13 protein-coding genes and 1 pseudogene are annotated in these 19,842 nt (G+C 64.5%); 3 read left to right on the top strand and 11 right to left on the bottom strand.

The window, feature by feature from the left end; genetic code table 11:
- Positions 1–64 precede the first annotated feature (64 nt).
- The 11 genes and pseudogenes from ACXJL8_RS10125 to ACXJL8_RS10175 form a co-directional block, all read right to left on the bottom strand.
- Positions 65–1,375, bottom strand: coding sequence for an ABC transporter substrate-binding protein (locus ACXJL8_RS10125; RefSeq protein ID WP_456619842.1), 1,311 nt, complete (start codon positions 1,373–1,375; stop codon positions 65–67).
- Positions 1,376–1,538: 163 nt separating this feature from the next.
- Positions 1,539–2,594: a methyltransferase gene (locus tag ACXJL8_RS10130; RefSeq protein WP_456619841.1), complete on the bottom strand. Its 1,056-nt coding sequence runs from the start codon at positions 2,592–2,594 to the stop codon at positions 1,539–1,541.
- 193 nt (positions 2,595–2,787) lie between these two features.
- A pseudogene (locus tag ACXJL8_RS10135) lies at positions 2,788–4,025 on the bottom strand (ABC transporter substrate-binding protein).
- 44 nt (positions 4,026–4,069) lie between these two features.
- Positions 4,070–5,551 carry an ATP-binding cassette domain-containing protein gene (locus tag ACXJL8_RS10140; RefSeq protein WP_456684950.1) on the bottom strand — a complete coding sequence of 494 codons (1,482 nt, stop codon included), beginning with the start codon at positions 5,549–5,551 and terminating at the stop codon, positions 4,070–4,072.
- On the bottom strand, positions 5,551–6,477 hold the full coding sequence (locus ACXJL8_RS10145) for a branched-chain amino acid ABC transporter permease (protein ID WP_456619839.1): 927 nt from the start codon (positions 6,475–6,477) through the stop codon (positions 5,551–5,553). Before ACXJL8_RS10145 ends, ACXJL8_RS10140 begins: the two co-directional genes overlap by 1 nt.
- Before the next feature lies 1 nt (position 6,478).
- Positions 6,479–7,354, bottom strand: coding sequence for a branched-chain amino acid ABC transporter permease (locus ACXJL8_RS10150; RefSeq protein ID WP_456619838.1), 876 nt, complete (start codon positions 7,352–7,354; stop codon positions 6,479–6,481).
- 93 nt (positions 7,355–7,447) lie between these two features.
- Positions 7,448–8,620, bottom strand: a complete 1,173-nt coding sequence (locus ACXJL8_RS10155) for an ABC transporter substrate-binding protein (RefSeq protein WP_456619940.1) — start codon at positions 8,618–8,620, stop codon at positions 7,448–7,450.
- Complete coding sequence (locus ACXJL8_RS10160) at positions 8,578–8,856, bottom strand: hypothetical protein (RefSeq protein ID WP_456619944.1); 279 nt, start codon at positions 8,854–8,856, stop codon at positions 8,578–8,580. The genes ACXJL8_RS10155 and ACXJL8_RS10160 overlap by 43 nt, the downstream gene beginning before the upstream one ends.
- A gap of 73 nt (positions 8,857–8,929) precedes the next feature.
- The gene (locus ACXJL8_RS10165; protein ID WP_456619837.1) at positions 8,930–10,033 is read right to left on the bottom strand and encodes an NAD(P)/FAD-dependent oxidoreductase; all 1,104 of its coding nucleotides are present in this window, start codon (positions 10,031–10,033) and stop codon (positions 8,930–8,932) included.
- Between the two features lie 43 nt (positions 10,034–10,076).
- Positions 10,077–11,261 carry a calcium-binding protein gene (locus ACXJL8_RS10170; protein WP_456684947.1) on the bottom strand — a complete coding sequence of 395 codons (1,185 nt, stop codon included), beginning with the start codon at positions 11,259–11,261 and terminating at the stop codon, positions 10,077–10,079.
- Positions 11,262–11,554: 293 nt separating this feature from the next.
- Entirely contained in the window at positions 11,555–12,793 is a 1,239-nt protein-coding gene (locus tag ACXJL8_RS10175; protein WP_456684948.1) for an SMP-30/gluconolactonase/LRE family protein, read from the bottom strand.
- A 228-nt stretch (positions 12,794–13,021) separates the two neighbouring features.
- Here ACXJL8_RS10175 and ACXJL8_RS10180 point away from each other — a divergent pair, with 228 nt between their 5' ends.
- From ACXJL8_RS10180 to ACXJL8_RS10190, 3 genes are all read left to right on the top strand, one after another.
- Positions 13,022–13,324 (top strand): hypothetical protein, encoded by a 303-nt coding sequence (locus ACXJL8_RS10180; protein ID WP_456619939.1) that lies wholly within the window; start codon positions 13,022–13,024, stop codon positions 13,322–13,324.
- A 388-nt stretch (positions 13,325–13,712) separates the two neighbouring features.
- Positions 13,713–18,359: a beta strand repeat-containing protein gene (locus ACXJL8_RS10185; RefSeq protein WP_456684949.1), complete on the top strand. Its 4,647-nt coding sequence runs from the start codon at positions 13,713–13,715 to the stop codon at positions 18,357–18,359.
- Complete coding sequence (locus tag ACXJL8_RS10190; RefSeq protein WP_456619832.1) at positions 18,253–19,008, top strand: AIDA repeat-containing protein; 756 nt, start codon at positions 18,253–18,255, stop codon at positions 19,006–19,008. The genes ACXJL8_RS10185 and ACXJL8_RS10190 overlap by 107 nt, the downstream gene beginning before the upstream one ends.
- The last annotated feature ends 834 nt before the right edge of the window (positions 19,009–19,842 follow it).

Here is a 19,842-nt window from a genome sequence, read left to right on the forward strand (position 1 = left end):
ACCCCAACCCTCTCCCCGCAAGCGGGGCGAGGGAGCGCAGTCCCGCTGCGGCGATAAACTTTCCCTACGTCCCGTAAGTCGAGCCCTTCGGCAGCGGAAATACCGGGTCCTGCGTGCGGATGTTCGTCGGCCACACCACGGAGATGTGCTCGCCGGCGTTCTGCATCACCACCGGTGTCGAGCGTTCGTTCTGGCCGGAGAGTGGCGTGCCCGGCGGGAAGAATTTCACGCCATAGCCCTGGATGGTGCCGCCGGCGGGGATGTCGACGTCGAGCGCGGCCTTGCGGATCGCCTCGGGCTCGAAGCTGCCGTACTTTTCCTTGGCGACCGGCAGCACGTTGTTGAGCAGCACCCAGGTCTGGTTGAAGCCCATCGAGCAGTGCGGCGGCACGTCGGTGGCGCCGGTCTTGGCCTTGTAGCGCGCGACCATGGCGTTGGTCAGATCGCCGATACCCGGTGCGAGCTTTGCCGGATCGAGCAATTGCGCCGGCACCGGATCGATGTTGCAGAAATTGTCGATGTCGGGACCAAAAGTGGCGCGCAGCTTGTCGAGCTGGCTGTAGCCGGCGCCGGCGCCGAACAGCATCTTGAAGCGCAGGCCGCTCTCGCGCGCCTGGCGCAGGAACAGGGTGATGTCGGGGTTGTAGCCGGCATGCGAGATCACGTCGGCCTTGGCCCGCTTGATCTTGGTCACCAGCACCGAGAGGTCGGGCGCCGAGGCCGAATAACCCTCGCGCAGCACCACCTGGATGCCGGCCTCCTTGGCGTAGGCCTCGTCGGCGGCGGCGACGCCAACACCGTAGGGGCCGTCCTCATGGATCAGTGCGACCTTGACCTCCTTGGGATCCATTCCGAGTTTTGCTTTCGCATGCTCGGCGAGGAAACCGGCGAAAGCCTGGCCGTACTGATCCGAGTGGATCTGCGCGCGAAACACGTATTGCAGGTTCTTGTCCTTGAACACGGCGGTCGAGACCGCGGTCGTGATCCAGAGGATCTTCTTCTGCTGCTCGACCTTCGCCGCGAGTGGCACCGCATGCGAGCTCGCATAGACGCCGTTGATGATGTCGATCTTCTCCTGGCTGATCAGGCGTTCGGCCTCGTTGATCGCAACGTCGGGCTTGCTCTGGGAATCCGCGGCGACTGGAACAATCTTGGTCTTGCCGCCGATACCGCCTTTCTCGTTGACGAGATCGATCGCGATCTGCGCGCCGATCGACGAGGCCACCGAGCCGCCGGCGGCAAACGGGCCGGTCAGGTCGTAGATCAGGCCGATGCGCAATGTCTCGGCTTGTGCCCTGGCGCGCGTCCAATCGAGGCTGAGTGCGGCGGCGGCCGCCGCCGAGGTCTTCAGCAGCGTCCTGCGTGAAGTGGGCATCCTATCCTCCCTCTGAACCGTCTTTGTGGCCGGCTTGCTATTTTTTCGAAGTATTGGGAGCGGGAGGTGGAAAGTCAACATCGCCCAAGGTCGATACCAGCGGCCGCGGCACACAACGCATGTGCGAAACGAGCCGGATCGAGCCCTCCGCTTCCCAACTCAGTCAGTTGGTGTCGGAACGGGTCGCYTCGAACACCGCGAAGCTCGCGCCGTCGAGCAACGGGATCACCCTTCCCAATCGGAAGCCGGCTCGCTCGAGCAGAGATCGATATTCCGCATCCGTGCGCTCCATGCCGGAAACATTGACCAGCATTTCCATGTCGATGTGAAGGACGCGCATCGCGTCGCGATGATTGGGCTCGATCCGCCGTTCGATCAGGAGAACCCTGGCATGCGCAGGCATCGCCGTGCGAACGTTTCGCAGGATTGCCAGCGATTGGTCATCGTCCCAATCATGAATGATTTGCTTCAGAATGTAGGCGTCCGCGTCCTTCGGGATGGATTCGAAGAAACTCCCGCCGATAGCCTCGCATCGCTCCCTCGCGCCTGCAGCCTCCAGTGCGGCGGCGGAGCCGGCCACGACGTCAGGCAGATCGTAGAGCACGCCGCGCATATTGGGATGAGCGGCCAGGATGGTCGCTAGCGTGAAACCGTGCCCGCCGCCGACATCGACGATGCGACTTACTCCTTGAAAGTCGTAGTGTTTGAGCAGCGCCGAACCCAATCGGGTGGAGCTCGTGGTCATCGTCGCGTTGAAGACCGCCGAAAGCCCCGCGTCCTTGCGCAAATAGTCGAACACCCCCATCCCATGTGCATGATCGAAGGCATGCTCTCCGGTTTGGACGGAGTGCAGGAGATGGCCCCAGGAATGCCAATGTGACTCGCCGAGCCACAGCCGCACCACTGGACAGATCGAGCCCGGAATGTCGGCGCGGAGGGTGGATCCCAGCTGGGTGAGCTCAAACCTTCCCGGAGAAATCTCGTCGAACAGTCCTGCTCCGGCCAGAAAGCGCAGCAGCCGATAAAGCGTGGCGGCATGGGTCTTGGTCGTCACTGCCAGATCGTCGCATTGTCGCGGGCCGGCCGACAGCAGGTCGGGAATTCCAAGCTCGACAGCGACGTGCAGCGCCTGCGAGATGCGGTACCCGCCGATCAGCCTGAATATCTGGGCAAAATCTTCCGGCGCAGGGGGACGCCCTGGGGAGATGCTTGGGTCCATCTGAGATGCTCCGCGCCAGCAGGGAGGCGGTCAGTGTCGCATCAGGGGAACGAACCGCATTGTGGTCAGGGGAACTGGGGGCAGGTCAACGCGACCCAAGGTCGCTGTGGCGGCCGGTAATGCGCATCGCGACAGGGAAAGAAAAAACCCACCGCGCAAGGAGCAATGGGCGCGATGTCGGCTGCTGCGCCGGTTACTGCGACAGTTTCACGAAGCTCGGAAACTTCATCTTGCCTTCGGCGATCTTCTCGGGCCAGACCACGATCTGCTTGCCGTCCTGCCACTGGAAGACGAGGCCGGAGACCGCACCGGGGCCGGACTTGATGCCGTGGGTGAACTCGTCGTTCTTGCCGTAGAACTGGATCTGGCCGATCGTGCCCTCGAAGTCGGTCTTCTCGAGCTCGGCGACCATCTTGTCGGGATCGGTCGAGCCCGCACGCTTGATCGCGTCGGTGATGATGTAGACCTCGTCATAGGCGGTGTAGCCGGTATAGGCCGGCGGCGTGCCGAACTTGGCCTTGAAGGCCGCGGCAAACGGCTTCGTCTTGGAGGTCACGGCGACGTCGGGCGTCGCAACTGCGAGCGAGGGCACGCCGTCGGCGGCGCCATTGGTGTCCTTCCAGAAGGTCGGGCTCAAGGCTTGCGCGCTGATGCCGAACATCGGGATCGGCACCTGCTGGTTCTTCCACTGCACCGTCGGCTGACGCCGACATGGGAGATGCCGGTCACGATCACGTCCGGCTTCTTGCCCTCGATGTTGTTGAAGATCGGCGTGAAGTCGGTGGTGTCGGGCGAGAAGCGCACATGCTCGACGACCTTGAGTCCGGCCTTGGGCAGGCAGGCCTCGTAGCCGACGTCGAGCGGCTTGGTCCAGGCCGCGTCCTCGCTCATGATCGCAACCGTCTTGAACTTGAGCTTGTCGACCAGCAGATCCTTGGCCGCGTCGCAGACGAGCTGGGCCTGCGCTGCCGAGGTCAAATAGCCGTGGAAGGTGTATTTGTTCTTCTCGTAGTCGTTGTGGATCGCCTTGGTGATCTCGTTCGAGGCGGCGCCGGGCGTGATCAGCGGCATCTTCAGCCGCGCCGCCCAGGGCTCGAGCGCCAGCACGACCTCGCTGATATAGCTCGCGATCACCGCCGACACCTTGTCCTCGCTCACCGCGCGCTGGAACGCGCGCACGGAGTCGGCCGACGAGCTCTTGTTGTCATAGGTGACGATCTCGACCTTGCGGCCGAGGATGCCGCCCTTGGCGTTGATCTCGTCGGCGGCGATCTGCGCGCCGCCCGGCGTCGCAGCACCCGCGATCGACTGCACCTCGGCGATCACGCCGATCTTGATCGGATCACCCGATTGCGCGTAGGCCGGCGCGGCGAGGCACAGCGCCAGCGCGGAGGCGAGGACGCTACGGCTCAAAATCGTCGATGGTCGCATGGTCGTTTCGCTTCTTTTGTTTTGTTGTCGTTGTGAACGTGACGTCAGAGATATCCAGCACCGGCCTCGCTCGCGAAGCGGCCGGGATCGCCCTCCCAGACGATCCGGGCGTGTTCGAGCACATAGACGCGGTCGGCATGCGGCAGCGCAAAGGTCACGTTCTGCTCGCCGAGCAACACCGTGATCGACGTGGTCTGCCGCAGCTTCGTTAGTGCCTTGGACAGGAGCTCGAGGATGACGGGCGCAAGCCCCAGCGTCGGCTCGTCCAGGATCAGGATTTGCGGCTGCATCATCAGGGCGCGGCCGATTGCCAGCATCTGCTGCTCGCCGCCGGAGAGCGTCTGTGCCATCTGGCCCTGACGCTCCTTCAGGATCGGAAACAGCTCGAACAGCCGCGCGAGCTGCGCGGCGCGCTTGTCGTCGGACAGATGCTGGCCGCCGAGATCGAGATTTTCCCGCACGCTCATCTCGCCGAACAGCTCGCGCGACTCCGGGCATTGCACCAGGCCGCTGCGGGCAATCTTCGCCGCGCTCGTGCCGCGCAGCTTCTCGCCGCCGCGCATGATCTCGCCACTGTACGGCAGGAAGCCCGAGATGGTGTTGAACAGCGTGGTCTTGCCGGCGCCGTTGAGGCCGACGATGGAGACGAACTCGCCCTCGTGGACGTGGATCGAGACGTTCTCGAGCGCCTGCGCCTTGCCGTAATGGACGCTGACGTTCTCGACCTGTAGCAGCGGCACCTTGTCCTTGAAGCTGGTCTCGGGCCGCGCATGGATTTCGAGCGCGCCGCCGAGATAGACCTTCCGCACGGTCTCGTTCTTCATGACGTCGTCGGCCTTGCCGGTGACGATTTCCTCGCCGAGATACATCGCCAGCACGCGGTCGACCAGCGCGGCGACGCTCTTGACGTTGTGGTCGACCAGCATCACCGCGCGGCCGTCGTCGCGGAAGCTGCGGATCAGGTCGGAGAAGACGTCGACCTCGGCGCGCGTCAGGCCGGCGAAGGGCTCGTCGACCAGCACCACCTTGGGGTCGCGCGCGATCGCCTTGGCAAGCTCGAGCCGGCGCAGGTCGGCGAACGGCAGCGTCGGCGGACGGCGGTTCATCACGTTGCCGAGCCCGACGCGATCGGCGATCCACTTGGCGCGCTCGACCAGCGCCTTGTCGGGGAATAGCATGAACAGGCTGTCCGGCAGCAGCGCGACCAGAATGTTCTCCAGCACGGTCTGCCGGTTCAGCGGCCGCGAGTGCTGGAACACCATGCCAAAACCTTTGCGCGCGATCTTGTGCGCAGGCAAGCCGGCGACGTTTTCGCCCTCGAAGATCACTTCGCCGGCGGTCGGGCGCTCGATGCCCATCACGCTCTTCATCGCGGTCGACTTGCCCGAGCCGTTCGGTCCGATCAGGCCAAAAATCTCGCCGGCATTGACCTCGAAGCCGAGGTTCTTCACCGCGGTTAGCCCGCCAAAACGCTTGGTCAGGCCGCGGACTTCGAGCACAGCCCGGTTTGAAAGCCTCATATCCATCACGAACGAGCCTCGCGCGAGAGGGCCGCTCCGAGGAAGCCGCCGGGGAAGAACAGCACGACCAGCAGTGCGACCGCCGAGACGATGAAGGTCGCAAGCTCACCCGTGGGCCGCAGGAACTCGCCGGCGACGATCAGGAAGATCGCGCCCAGCGCCGCGCCGAGCACGGTACGCCGGCCGCCGAGCACGGCCGAGACGATGACGTTCACGCCGACCGCGACGTCGACGACGGTACCGACCGAGGCGGTGCCGAAGTAGAACACCAGAAGCGCGCCCGACAGCCCCGAGAAGAACGCGCTGACGATGAAGGCGGCGAGCTTGTGCTTGACGATGTTGAAGCCGAGCGCGCCGGCCTGTACCGGGTCCTGGCCGCTCGCCTGGAGCACCAGCCCGATCGGCGATTGCGACAGGCCGTAGAGGATCGCCGCCGAGATCGTCATGAAGCCGAGCGCGATCCAGTAGTTCGCACCGGCGTTGATGGTGATGACGTCGGGGATGGTCAGCCCGATCTCGCCGCCGGTGAGGTCGGCGAACACCACGATGAAATTCTGCAGCATCAGCACCGCAACCAGAGTGGTCAGGCCGAAATAGGGGCCGCGCACCCGGAGCGCCGGCAGCGCCAGCACCAGGCCGGCGATGACGGAGGCGAGCGCCCCCAGCACGATGCAGAGATAGACCGACCAGCCGAACTGGGCATTCAGGATGCCGGCGGTGTAGGCGCCGACGCCGATCAGGAAGGTTGGGCCGAAATTGACTTCGCCCGCAAAGCCGAACAGCAGGTCCCAGGCCATCGCGAACACGCCGAAATAGAACGCGACGGTGAGAAGCCCGAGCACGTAGCCGGAGACATAAAGCGGCAGCGTTGCCGCGATCACGACCAGCGCGAGGGAGATGAAGAACAGCCGTGTGGTAAAGAAGCCGGCCATCTCAGCGCCTCCCCAGAAGGCCCTGGGGCCGGATGTACATCACGAACACGAGCAGCAGCAGCGCCGGAATGGTGCGGTAGGCGGGCGAGACCAGATAGGCCGTGAGGGTTTCGAGATAACCGACCACGAAGGCCGCGATCAGCGAACCGGAGACGCTGCCGAGACCTCCGAGCACCACGATCGAGAACGCGCTCGCCGTCAGCGGTCCGACGCTGTAGGAGCTGACGCCGAGAAACATCCCAAGCAGCACGCCGGCGATGCCGGCGAGGATGCCGTAGATCCCCCACACCACGATGTAGATGTTGGTGAGCTCGAGCCCGAGCAGGGTGACGCCGCGCGGATTCATCGACGCCGCCAGCACCGCCTTGCCGGTGCGGGTGCGGTTCACCAGGAGCCACAGCAGCGCGATGACGAGGCAACACACGATCGCGGTGAAGATCTCGTTCTTCGGCGTGCGGACGCCGAGGATCTCGACCACGCCCTCGACGATCGGCAGCACCGTCTTGGCGTTGTTGGTGAAGAAATAGGCGATCAGCTCCTGGATCATGATGCCCCAGAGCAGCGTGCCTGTGAGGACGAAGATCTCCTTCTCCTCATTGGGGATGCGCCGGGAATCCTGGATCGGCTTCACCACCGCGAAGTAGGTGGCAAACGCCGTCACGAGGGCGACCGCGACCCCGATCAGAGCGCCGGCATAGGTGCCGACATTGAGCACGCTGGCGGCGGCCCAGGCCGCCACGGCTGCCGCCACCATGATGGCGCCGTGGGAGAGGTTGAGCACGCCGGAGACGCCGAAGATCAGCGTGAAGCCGGTGGCACCGAGGGCGTAGAGAGCGCTGATGGCGAAGCCATCGATCAGGATCTGGAATGCTCGCATCTATGATTGGCAATCGGGTCTATGGCTTGAGGGAAGGTGCTGCGTACGACGCATGTGGAAGCTCCCGGGAGGTGGTCCCGGGAGCTGTTCCGGCTAGTTGCTGAGCTTGACGAAGCCCGGGAATTTGACGTCGACCTTGGCGACGTCCTTGGGCCAGACCGCACTCTGCTTGCCGTCCTGCCATTGCAGCATCAGGCCGGTGATCAGGCCCTTGCCGTATTTGATCGAGTGGGTGAACTGATCGTCCTTGCCGTAGAACTGGACCCGGCCGATGGTGCCTTCCCAGTCGGTCTTCTCCAGTGCATCGACCAGCTTGTCGGCCTCGGTCGAGCCCGCCCGCTTCACCGCATCGGCGATGTAGTAGACCTCGTCATAGGCGGTGTAGCCGGCATAGGACGGATAATTGCCGAACTTCTTCTTGAAGTTTTCGGCGAACGGCACCGATTTCGGCGTCACCGCGACGCCGGGGCCGGAGACGCCCTGGTAGAGCACGCCCTCGGCCGCCTGATTGGTGTCCTTGCCAAAGGTCTCGTTGGTCGCCTGGGAGGAGATCCCGAACATCGGGATGGGCACCTGTTGGTTCTTCCACTGCACCGTCGGCTGCACGCCGACATGCGAGATGCCGGTGATGATCACGTCGGGCTTCGATCCCTCAATCTTGTTGAAGATCGGGGTGAAGTCGGTGGTGTCGGGCGAGAAGCGGATGTGGTCGAGCACCTTCAGCCCGATCTTCGGCAGGCACTCCTCGTAGCCGATGTCGAGCGGCTTGGTCCAGGCGGCGTCCTCGCTCATGATGACGGCCGTCTTCATGTGCATCCTGTCGACGAGCAGGTCTTTGGCGCCGTCGCAGACCGAGAGCGCCAGCGCCGCCGAGGTCAGGTAGCCGTGGAAGGTGTACTTGTTCTTCTCGTAATCGGCGTGGACGCTCTTGCTGATCTCGTTGGAAGCGGCGCCGGGCGTCACGAACGGCGTCTTCAGGCGTGAGGCCCACGGCTCCAGCGCCAGCACCACCTCGCTGATATAGCTGGCGATGACCGCGTTGACCTTGTCCTCGTTCACCGCGCGCTGGAATGCGCGCACCGAATCCGCCGAGGAGGAGTGATTGTCGTAAGAGACGATTTCGATCTTGCGGCCGTCGACGCCGCCGTTTGCGTTGATCTCGTCGGCGGCGAGTTGCGCCGCTTGCGGAATGGAGGCGCCGGCGATCGCCTGCGCTTCCGCGATCACGCCGATCCTGATCGGATCGGCTGCAGTGCCGCGCCAGATGCCGTCATCAACGCACCGGCCGTGGCCGTACCGAGTGCTATTCGCAACGCAACAGAGAGTCTTTTTTTCATGTTGTTCTCTCCCTTGAAACAGGCCTCTCGTGAGCCATTGGCCGCGACTATAACGGTGGAGGCATTCTCGGCAAGTGAAACTGCGTTCAGGATTGTGAGAAACGGACCAAAGTGCAGTGCTGCGCAAATAGAGAGCAGCGTCGGGTATTTTGGCACGTCAGGCATGCAGATTTCGTCGGCGGGCATGCGTATGCGTTAAGGCGTACGTCAGGCGACGGTCGATGAAGTGCGTTACGGTTCAGCGCGCTTGCAGCAACGATGGATCGAGCGGCTGGAGCCGGGCGGGATCGAACGGCGAGAGGTCCACGTCGCGCGTTGCGCCCTTGGCGATCAGTTGCGCCATTGCTTCGCCGGTGGCGGGCGCATTGAGGATGCCCCAGACGTTGTGTCCGGTCGCAACATAGAGGCCGTCACTCTGCGGCACCCGGCCGATCAGCGGCAAGCCGTCCTGTGTCACGGGACGAAAGCAGGCCTGCTGCGCAATGATCTTCTCGGGCCGAAATAGTGGCGACAGCCGCTCGGACATGGTTTGCAGGCGCGAGATCGCGTCGCGCTCCGGCGTCACGGCTGCCGGGTCGAGCGGCAGCGGCGCGATGTCGGAGAGCGCCGTGATATGCGTGCTGCCGTCGGCCCGCGGGAAGACCTCGATCGAGACTGCGTTGCCGTGCTCCTCGTATTCCAGAAACAACGCATCGGCCGGCACGTCCGTGCCGGTGTCGTACACGATGCTCGGGCTGCGTTGGCCGTAGACGGCGGGCAGGCTCATCCATTGCGCGGCGAGCAGCGACCATGGTCCCATGGCAATCACGACCGCGTCCGCCTCGATGACGCCGCTCTCGACCTCGACGCCCTTCGCAGTCGTGCCATCCGCGTCGCGCACGATGCCCGTGACGCGTTCCGGACGAAGCGTAGCGCCTTGCGCGAGCGCTGCGCTCATCACAGCCGAAGTGAATTTGCGGGGATGAACGATCGCTGTGGTCTCGGTCGTGCCGATGCGCTGTCCGATGACGACGCCGTCGCTGAGCCAGCCGAGAGCGGAGCGTGCATTCCGGCGCGGATCGCCATCGGAAGCAACGAAGCCGCTATAGGCGGTCATCGGGCGGTAGCCCCAATCGTTCGCGATCTCTTCCGGCAGTTGCGCATGAAGCGCAAAACTGCGCTGCGCCAGCGCATCGAGCGGTGAACCGGCGCACCAGTCGCGCGCCAGGAAGCCGCCGGCCTTGCCCGATGCGGCAGCCGCGACCTCGGTTCGCTCGACGACGATGACGTCGATGCCGTGGCGGCGGAGGAACCAGGCGGTGCAGGCCCCGATCACGCCGCCACCGCAAATCACAACGCGCATGGTCACTCCCTTGCGTCAGGCATTCGGCCGCGCGGCCGGGGTCTTAGACGACGAAATCCCTGGCATGGAGATCCGCCGCATGGATCCCGTTCAACGTGATGGTATCGCTGGCCGTCAGGTGGATCACGGCATTGCCGGAGCCKTCGTCGCTGATCAGGCTCTGCAGCGCCGCCCAGTCAGCAAAGCCGTAGTCGTGCACGTTGATGACGTCATGCTCTCGGGCCGTGCTGCCGACAGCCTTGTTGCCCTGATCGAAATCTTTGATCACATCCTGGCCCGAGCCGGTGTTGAAGACGAACTTGTCGTTGTTCGGTCCGCCCCAGAGTTGATCGTTGCCGCGTCCGCCGTTCAGGATATCCCTTCCGCCCGTGATCGAACCCGGCGCGGACGGAGCGTAGGTGATTGCATCGCCATACAGCAGATCGTCGCGGGCGCTCCCGTGGAGGATGTCGTTGCCGCCATGCGCGTTGCCCGACATGTTTGAGGCATCGCCGACGAGCACAATGGAGGTCGAATCCGGATTGCCATCAACGACCGCGATCAGGATGTCGTTCCCGCCACGGGCGTTGTCACTCATGTAACCGCCGTCCCCGACCAGGGACGCGCCGCCGGAGCGGGCGCTGTCGCCGACTGTGTAGATGAGGATGTCGTTGCCGCCATGTGCATTGCCGCTCATGGACACGAGGGCATCGCCGGATATCGACGCTCCGCCGTAGATGCCGGCCTGGGTCACGTTGATGATGTCGTTGCCGCCATGGGCATTGTCGCTCATGGAATAGCCGGCGTCGCCGCTGAACGCGCCGGACGATCTGTTTCCCATCGACGCGATAATGGTGTCATTGCCGCCCTTGGTGTCACCCGACATGGTGCTATCGGCGTCTCCAAAAAGACTGAGACTCGAATTGATCGAGGTCGAGGCGTCGACGTGAAGCAGGTCATTGCCGCCATGGGCGTGGCCGGACATGGTCTGCGCATCGCCATCAACAAAGACATAATCGCCAAAACCGGTCACGGTCGCCGCAAGCAGGTCGTTTCCTCCATGAGAATGGCCCTGCAAGGTCTGGTCGTCGCCAACAAAAGTCAGAACTCCGTTGACCGCATCGACCGTCGCGATCATCGTGTCGTTCCCGCCGCGGCCGTCGATCGGCAGGCCCGGGTCTCCGAACTCGGTCACGAATTGCTGGTCCCCAACGCTGACGATGATCGTGTCATTTGGCATATGGCGCATCGTGCAACTCCCAGTTCATGTCGGACGTGGATCCAAGAGGACGTTATGCCTCCGCGCCGCGCTGCGGCCCTGCCGCGCGACCTATCTTCGTTGGATTGATGGCGGAGATTTGCCCGAGGCGTAACTTGATTGCGATCAAGGAACCGCGCCTCGGCGAACGTGTCTTGGTGTTGTCATAAGGCGCACGTCCACTGCGATGTCTGTGGCTGTTATTTAAGCAAATGGCGCGTGCCGAAAACGATCGGGCGCCGGAGGTTCACGCCGGCGCCCTTATTTTGGCTGCTCGCGCGGGCTCAGCCCGGCCCCGCGCCCTGTGTTGCCGTATACACCGCGTAGAGCGATTGGCTTGCGGCCATGAACAGGCGGTTGCGCTTGGGGCCGCCGAAGCAGACGTTGCCGCACACTTCCGGCAGGCGGATGCGGCCGAGCAGTTTGCCGGCCGGCGACCACACCGTCACGCCGCTATAGCCGACGGCGCGTCCGGCATTGCTGGAGGCCCAGACATTGCCGTTGACGTCGCAGCGCACGCCGTCGGGTCCGCACTTCACCCCGTCGATCACGCAATCGCTGAACTTCTTGAGGTTGGAGAGCTTGTTGTCGCTGCCGACGTCAAACACGAAGATTTCGCCGTTGCCGCCGGGCCCGGTGTCGCCGGGTCCCTTGCCGGTCGAGGCGACGTAGAGCTTCTTGTAGTCGGGCGAGAAGCACAGGCCGTTGGGATCGGGCACCTGCTCCTCGGTGACGACGAGGTCGAGGCGCCCCGAGGGATCGATGCGGTAGSAATTGGTCGGCAGCTCGCGCTTGCCCGGCGCAAAGCCGGCCGGCTGTCCGATCCGCGGATTGAGCTTGCCGCTCGCATTGCTCGGACCGCCCGCGACGTCGGGCTCGCCCTCGTAGAGCTGGCCGCCATAGGGCGGATCGGTGAACCAGTAGCTGCCGTCGGGATGCGCGGCGATGTCGTTCGGCGAGTTCAGTCGCTTGCCCTGATAGGAGTCCGCGAGCACGGTGGCGGTGCCGTCGTGCTCGTAGCGCGTCACCCGCCGGGTCAGGTGTTCGCAGGAGAGCTGGCGGCCCTGGAAGTCGAAGGAGTTGCCGTTGGAGTTGTTGGACGGCGAGCGAAACACGCTGACGCGGCCGTCGTCCTCGGTCCATCGCAGCTGCCGGTTGTTGGGAATGTCGCTCCACAACAGATAGCGGCCCTGTGCGCTCCATGCCGGGCCTTCGGCCCACAGCAGGCCGGTATGGAGCCGCTTGATCGCGGTGTTGGGCTGCGCGAGATCGTCGAAGGCCGGATCGACCGCGATGATGTCGGGGTCCCAGAAATAGGTGGTCGGCGCGCCGTTGGGGCCGAAATCGCGCGGCGGCGTGGTGATCGTCGTCGGTGGTGCGGCAGGTCCGGCCTGGGCCAGTGCCTGGCCCGCGCCCGCCACGGTGGCTCCGGCGCAGAGGGCAAGTCCCTGGACAAGTGTTCGTCGTGAAAGCGCAGCATCCTGGTCACGCTGCTCGTGGTCACGAGCCTCTTGGCGTGTCATCGCGTCCTCCCGGTGATGTTCGCTGGCCGGTTGATCCGGCCGAGCAGGGGAAGGTTAGTCCGGTCGGCGTCCGGTTGCGAGGGCTGGCTTGGCATCTTCTGCGCGATAGCCGCAACGACGGAACCGCGGCGCAAGGCGGGTGTGCGGTGCGAAGCGACAATTCGTCCCGCCCCTGAGGGGCTCACCGGGACCGGTTTTGGCGCCTGTCAAGCCTTGACCTCGCACGTGATGCTGGCAGAAGGTCTTCCCGGGGCAAATGCGGAGTTCGTTGTGGCCTTTGTCGTACTGTTCTTGTTGCTCGGGATCGCGTTCGCCGCCGGCTATTTCACCCGCGATTTCGTTTCCCGCAAACGGCGGGCGGAGGCGCGCCGCTGGCGCGAGTACACGCAGCCGGATTGGCTCCCCGCCGCCGCGCCCGCCAATACCAACGAGATCGCAAGCACCAACGGGATCGCGCCGCCGGCCACCGGCGAGCTCGGCCAGATGCTGAACCGCTGGGAAAGCCGGGCCCGCGCCCGCCGCGCCGGCTAGCTAGCTTTCAGCGGCTGATCCCCGCTCCGTTTCCGATCACTGCAATCCGACGAACTGAATTCCGAGATGTCAGAAGCGCGACGAGGATGAYCGTCGCGTGTGCGCCCGCGCGGGTCTGCGCGCCGGGGTGCGCGACGAGTCCACGAAGCGTGCGTGCAATGAGAAGATCGCAGCGATGCTGCGCATCGCTGGCCGGCTTTTCATCCATCGTTCGTCGCGTGCTGCTCCGCGTTCATGTAACAGACATATCATTATGCGACATAAATTATGATATGAGGTGAATTTTCCTGGAGCGGGAATCGTGTGCCGTCTCGGCCTGATCTCTCGAAGATCCGCCGCATGAGTTCACGAAGCTCCGTCCCGCCGGACGGCAACAAGGCAAACAACCATGACCGACACACTCACCGCCGGCTCGATCGCATTCACCGGCTTCAACGCGGATGGCGACGACAGCCTCGCCTTCGTCTCGTTCGCCGACATCAAGGCCGGCACCGTCATTCACTTCACCGACAACGCATGGAATGGCACGAGCTTCGCGACGGACGAGAACGTCTGGAGCTGGACCGCCACCAGCGACGTTGCCGCCGGCACGATCATCAGCATGAGCGGCCTCGGTGCCGGCGGAACTGCGGCGTCCGATCTCGGAGCCGTGGCGTTCGACACCGCCAATGCGCGCGACATCGCCGACCTCAACGAAGTCGTCTACGCCTATACCGGCGACGCTTCCGCGCCAGTGTTCCTGACTGCGATCACCAATGCCACATTCAACGCCAGCCTCGGACGCGGCACGCTCAATGGCACCGGTCTCACCAACGGGCTCGACGCCAAGCAGCTGAACGGCAGCCCCGACATCGCCGTCTATGTCGGCGACCGGTCGAGCCTTGCCAGCATCGAGGACTACAAGGCCCACATCTATGACACGGCCAACTGGCAGCTGCAGGGTGGCAACGGCGACCAGAGCCATGACGGCAGCGCCCCCGACCTGCCGTTCTCGACCCAGGCCTTCACCGCCGATCCGACCGCGCAAAAGATCGAGTTCGCCTCCGTCACCGCGAGCGTCGCCGAGGGCGACAGCGGCGACACGGTGGTGACGCTGACGCTGAACCGCATCGGCTCGACCTCGGGGGTCACGACCTTCTCCGGCACGGTGGCCAACATGTCGGGCATGTACGGCTACGCCGACGCCGACGATTTCGGCGGCACATTGCCGACATTCAGCGGCAGCTTCGCCGACGGCGCCTCGACCGCGACCGTGACGTTCCATATCAGCGGCGACACCACCTACGAGCCGGATGAACACTTCTTCGCCATCCTCGATACGGTCGCGCGCGACAGCGGCCTTGTCTATATCGGCGACAAGGCGACGGTTGACGCCACCATCGTCAACGACGACCCGGTCCAGTTCTTCGGCTTTGCCGAGAACTCGCTGACGGTTTCGCAATCGGAGGGTAACGCCGGCGATGTCAGGACGTTCACCTTCGTGGTGGAGCGGACCCAGGGCACCGCAGGGGATCTCTCGTTCAGCGGCGTGATCTCGGCTGGCTCCACTGATGCAGCCGACTTCGGCGGCGCGGTGCCGTTGACGTTCTCCGGCGTCATCAAGGCCGGTGAGAGCACTGCCACCGTCACGATCACCACCACTGGCGATATCACGCTGGAAGGCAACGACAGCTTCAGCCTGCACCTGACCGATGCAAGCTCCAGCAACAACACCACCATCGTCAACACCTACACCGACGCCACCGGCATCATCGTCAACGACGATCCGCTGCACATCGGCGCCGGCGAGAGCGTCACCTCGCCGCTTACCCTCGCCGACGGCGACCACCTCACCATCGACCAGGGCGGCATGCTCGCGGTTCCGGACCCGCAGGATGGCAGTGACGTCAGCGCGATCCTCTGGTCGGGCGGCACAGTGACCGTCGACAATGCCGGTGGCATCGGGGTCGATGGTACGAACTATCATGTGGCGAGCGCCAATGGCGTGACCGGATCCTTCACGTTCAACAATGCGGCGACCGGCGCCATTTGGGGCAGCATCGGGGTCCGCTACCTTGGGTCCGGGTCCGTGGTCACCGTGAACAATGCCGGCCTGATGAATGGCGGCGTCGGCTACGCGCTGGATTTCACCGACGTCGGCAAGGTGTCCACGGTGGTCGTCAACAACCTCGCCGGCGGCATCATCACCAACAGTCAGGCCAATTCCGACGTGGTGCGCGGTGGCGCCAACATGGTGCTCAACAATTCCGGCATTATCCGGTCGGTGGCCGATGACGCTGCCAACGGCTACTATGGCGGCGACGCGGTCGACTACAGCGGCAGCGCCGGCGGGGTCGTGCACAATTTTGCCGGCGGCGTGATCGAAGCGTCGCGCCACGCCATCACCAACAAAAAGGGCATCACCGTCATCAACGATGCCGGCGCGACCCTGATCGGCCGCAACGGCTCCGGCGTCAATATCGACAATGACGCGACCGTCGCCAACACGGTCCATGTCACCAACCGCGGCACGATCATCGGCGCCTCCGCCGGATACGATGACAGCGACGGCGATGCCATCGACGCCGACGGCCTGGTCGAGCTTGACAATTATGGCCTGGTCGCGGGCATTGGCGCCAACGGCTATCACAACGGTGAAGTCAACGTCTCCGAGGGCGCGGCCATCGGCGGCGGCGTGATCAACAATTATGCCGGCGGCACGATCTACGGCTACGGGCGCGCCATCCAGGTCGACGATTCCTCGAACGGCGCCGCGCTCGGTGCGACCACCATCTACAATGAAGGCCTGATCCAGGGCGACGGCCATGGGCCCGAGGGCGTCGATCCGGTCGACGCAGCCGCAATGAACGCCAGGATTGCCGGCCGCGAGGCCATCGACATCCTCGGCAGCTTTGCCGACACCATCACCAACAAGGGTACCATCCTCGGCGGCATCTTCACCGATGGCGGCGCTGATGTGCTTGATAACAGCGGTCTGATGGTGGCGAGGGGTGGTGCGGCGGTCGATCTCGGCGACGGCAACGACACCTTCACCAACAGCGGCATCGTCTCCGGCGACGTGCTGGCGGGCGCCGGTGACGACACCATCAACCTCGTCACCCGCTCGACCATCAGCGGCACGCTTGACGGCGGCGATGGTTACGACACGCTCTATCTGTCGGGCAACGGCCTGAGCACACTCTCGAACCGGGTGACCCATGTCGAGAGCCTGGTCGTCGCCAGCGGCATCTGGACCGCGGAGCTGAACGGCGACGGAGTTCACCTCCCGCTGGCCCGGTCCTGGAGCGTCGATGCAGGACAGAGCGGTTATACCTCGATCACCGTGAAGAGCGGCGCGAAGCTCGGCGTTTCCACGTCGGAACGCCTCGAGATGGCCAGCGCAGCGGGTCAGGAGAAGAACGACCATCTCGTCGTCGAGGCGGGCGGCGAAGTCGGTGCCCTGGTCGATGCCGTGCAGCTCGGAACCGGCTCGACCACGATCGACAACGCGGGAACGATTGCCAGCATTTCCCTGGGCACGGATTCGGCGAAGGCCACCTTCGTGATCAACAACGCAACCACCGGACTCGTCAGCGGCACCATCTCCGGTCCCKGTGACCTTAATGGCGGCAGCCTGACCATCGTCAACGATGGCGCCATCTCCGGCCTCAAGGCCATCGACCTCGAGCATACCCGCAACGGTTCGGTCAGCGTCTTCAACCACGCGGGCGGGATCATTTCGGCGATCGCCAACCAGGACGTCATCCGTGGCGGCAGCGGCACCGCGATCGAGAATGCCGGGACGATCAGGTCCGACGGCGACGACGGCGAAGATATCTCGGGCGGTGACGCCATCGACTACAAGAAGAACGGCGGTGGAAGCGTCCACAACCTCGCCGGAGGCGTGATCGTGGGGTCGCACCACGCCGTGACCGGCAAGTTCGGGATCACCGTCGTCAACGACGAAGGCGCGACGATGATCGGCCGCAATGGTTCGGCGGTGAATGTCGACAACAATGCGTCCGTCGCCAACACCGTCTATGTGACCAACCGCGGCACGATGATCGGTGCCTCCGCCGGTTACAGTGACAGCGACGGCGACGCCATCGACGCCGACGGCCTGGTCAATCTCGACAATTACGGCCTGGTCGCGGGCATCGGCGCCAACGGCTATCACAACGGCGAGGTCAACGTCTCCGAAGGCGTCGCCATCGGCGGCGGCGTGATCAACAACTATGCCGGCGGCACCATCTACGGCTACGGGCGCGCCATCCAGGTCGACGATTCCAGCAACGGCGCGGCGCTCGGCGCGACGACGATCTACAACGAGGGCGTGATCCGGGGCGACGGCCATGGACCGGAGGGCGTCGATCCCGCCGACGCGGCCGCGATGAACGCCAGGATCGTCGGCCGGGAGGCGATCGACATCCTCGGCAGCTTCGCCGACACCATCACCAACAAGGGCATCATCGTCGGCGGCATCTTCACCGACGACGGCGCCGACACGTTGAACAACAGCGGCCTGATGGYGGCGATGGGCGGTTCCGCGGTCGATCTCGGCGACGGCAACGACACCTTCACCAACAGCGGTATCGTCTCCGGTGACGTGTTGTTGGGGGCCGGCGACGACACCATCAGCCTTGTCGCAGGCTCGACCGTCTCGGGCATCATCATCGGTGGCGATGGCAGCGACACCATCAACTTGTCCGGCACCGGAAACGGGACGCTGGGCAAGGGGACCGGTATCGAGAAGGTCGATGTGCAGAGCGGTGCTTGGGCGATCGATGGCGATGCCAGCTACAGCAATGTCACGGTGGAGAGCGGCGCTGGCCTCGTGGTGCGTGGCGCGGTCGCGACCGTGACGGTGGAGCAGGGCGCCGAACTCTCCGTTTACGGCAGCGCGAACGGGGCGATCGTGCTCGGCGAGCAGGCGATCCAGGCCGGCGCTGTTGCGTTCGATACGACCGGGCGGCGAGCAGCGCGTCATCCATGGCGCCGCGGCGAACGGCACCACCATCGAAGGCGGCACGCAGCATGTCTACGGCACCGCCGATGACACCACCATCGACGCGGCCGGGCTTCAGCACGTCCATGGCCGCGCGACCGACACCATCGTCAACAGCGGCGGCGAGCAGAACGTCTACGAAGCCGCCACCGCCACCGGCACGACGGTGAACGCCGGCGGCATCCAGATCGACTGGGGCAACGCGGTCGCCACCACGATCGACGGCGGCAGCCAGTATGTCTACGGCACCGCGGCCGACACGGTGATTCTATCGGGCACGCAATATGTCGGGGCCGGCGGCGCGACCTATGGCACGATGATCGGCAGCGGCGGCACCGCGCACGCCTTCGGCGGAGCCTCGGTTCACAACGTGACGTTCGCGGGTCCTGATGCCACGCTGGTGCTGGATCACGCCTCCGACTTCAGCGGCTTCATCTCCGGTTGGCAGGACGGCAACCATCTGGATCTCGCCGACATCCAGTTCAACCAGGGCATGACGATGGTCTATCTGGCCGACATCGGTCACGGCAGGGGGACGCTGACGGTGTCGGACGGCTCGCATACGGCGTCGCTGGCGCTGCTCGGCCAGTACACGGCGGCCGATTTCGCGCTGTCGAGCGACGGCCACGGCGGCACGATGATCAGCGACCCCGGCGCGCAGGTCCAGCAGAGCGCACTCGCATTGCCGCACGCGGCGTGAGGATCGGTGAAGCGGATGCCGGGCACCGGTTGGTGCCCGGCATCTGCGTTGCCGCTCGCACGGACCTCAATCTGTTGCGTTGCCCGACGGGCAAAACACGCAAGTCCTGGGTCAATTGCCCCGGTCAAGATATTCCACTTTACCGAAATTCGGATTTGTCGTATGTGTTGCCCATCCCGATCCGGGAAAAGGGGCGGTCGTACGTCGTCACGAACGTGGATCGGGCTGCGGTGGACGCTGAGCGGCGCCGTCGCGGATGCAAATGGCAGGGCGGGGCAGTGGATTGAGCCGAACCCCGTGAGCCGCTTGCAAGCCGCGTGAACGGACGGCGCTCAAACCCTGCGAGGCCCTCGGGCGAAGGATGCCCTGGGGCGAAGCAGGAGAAGCTTGCGTACGGCAAAACCGTGTGGTCCTGGCCGTCGTTGCTACGGTCAAGTCTTGCGGAGGTGCAGCGAGCCCGACCGGGCGAAGCGCACCGCCAATTCGCGAGGCGACGGAGGCAAGAGGGAATTCGTCTCCGGGGAGAGCGCGCATAAGCCGTTAGACCACTGCGCAGGGAAGGCCGGATGTTTCGGCTGCCCTGTATCGCTCCTGTGCCTTGCGTGTGCAAACATTCTTGCACGGGAGTCTTGCGGGTGCCAGCCGGCACCCGGCCTTCCCTGCGCCCTTACTTTGAGGAGGGCGTGACGAGAAGCACAAAGCTCGGGCGGAATGCGCCGCGAGAAGGCGAGGGTGTGTCTGCTGTTTGACATGTGAAGTAGATGCCGCACGTTATCTATCTCCGTCACCCTGAGGTGGCCGCTTCTTCAGCGGCCCTCGAAGGGCGACGGCCCG

It is taken from the genome of Bradyrhizobium sp. P5_C11_2 (assembly GCF_054049755.1).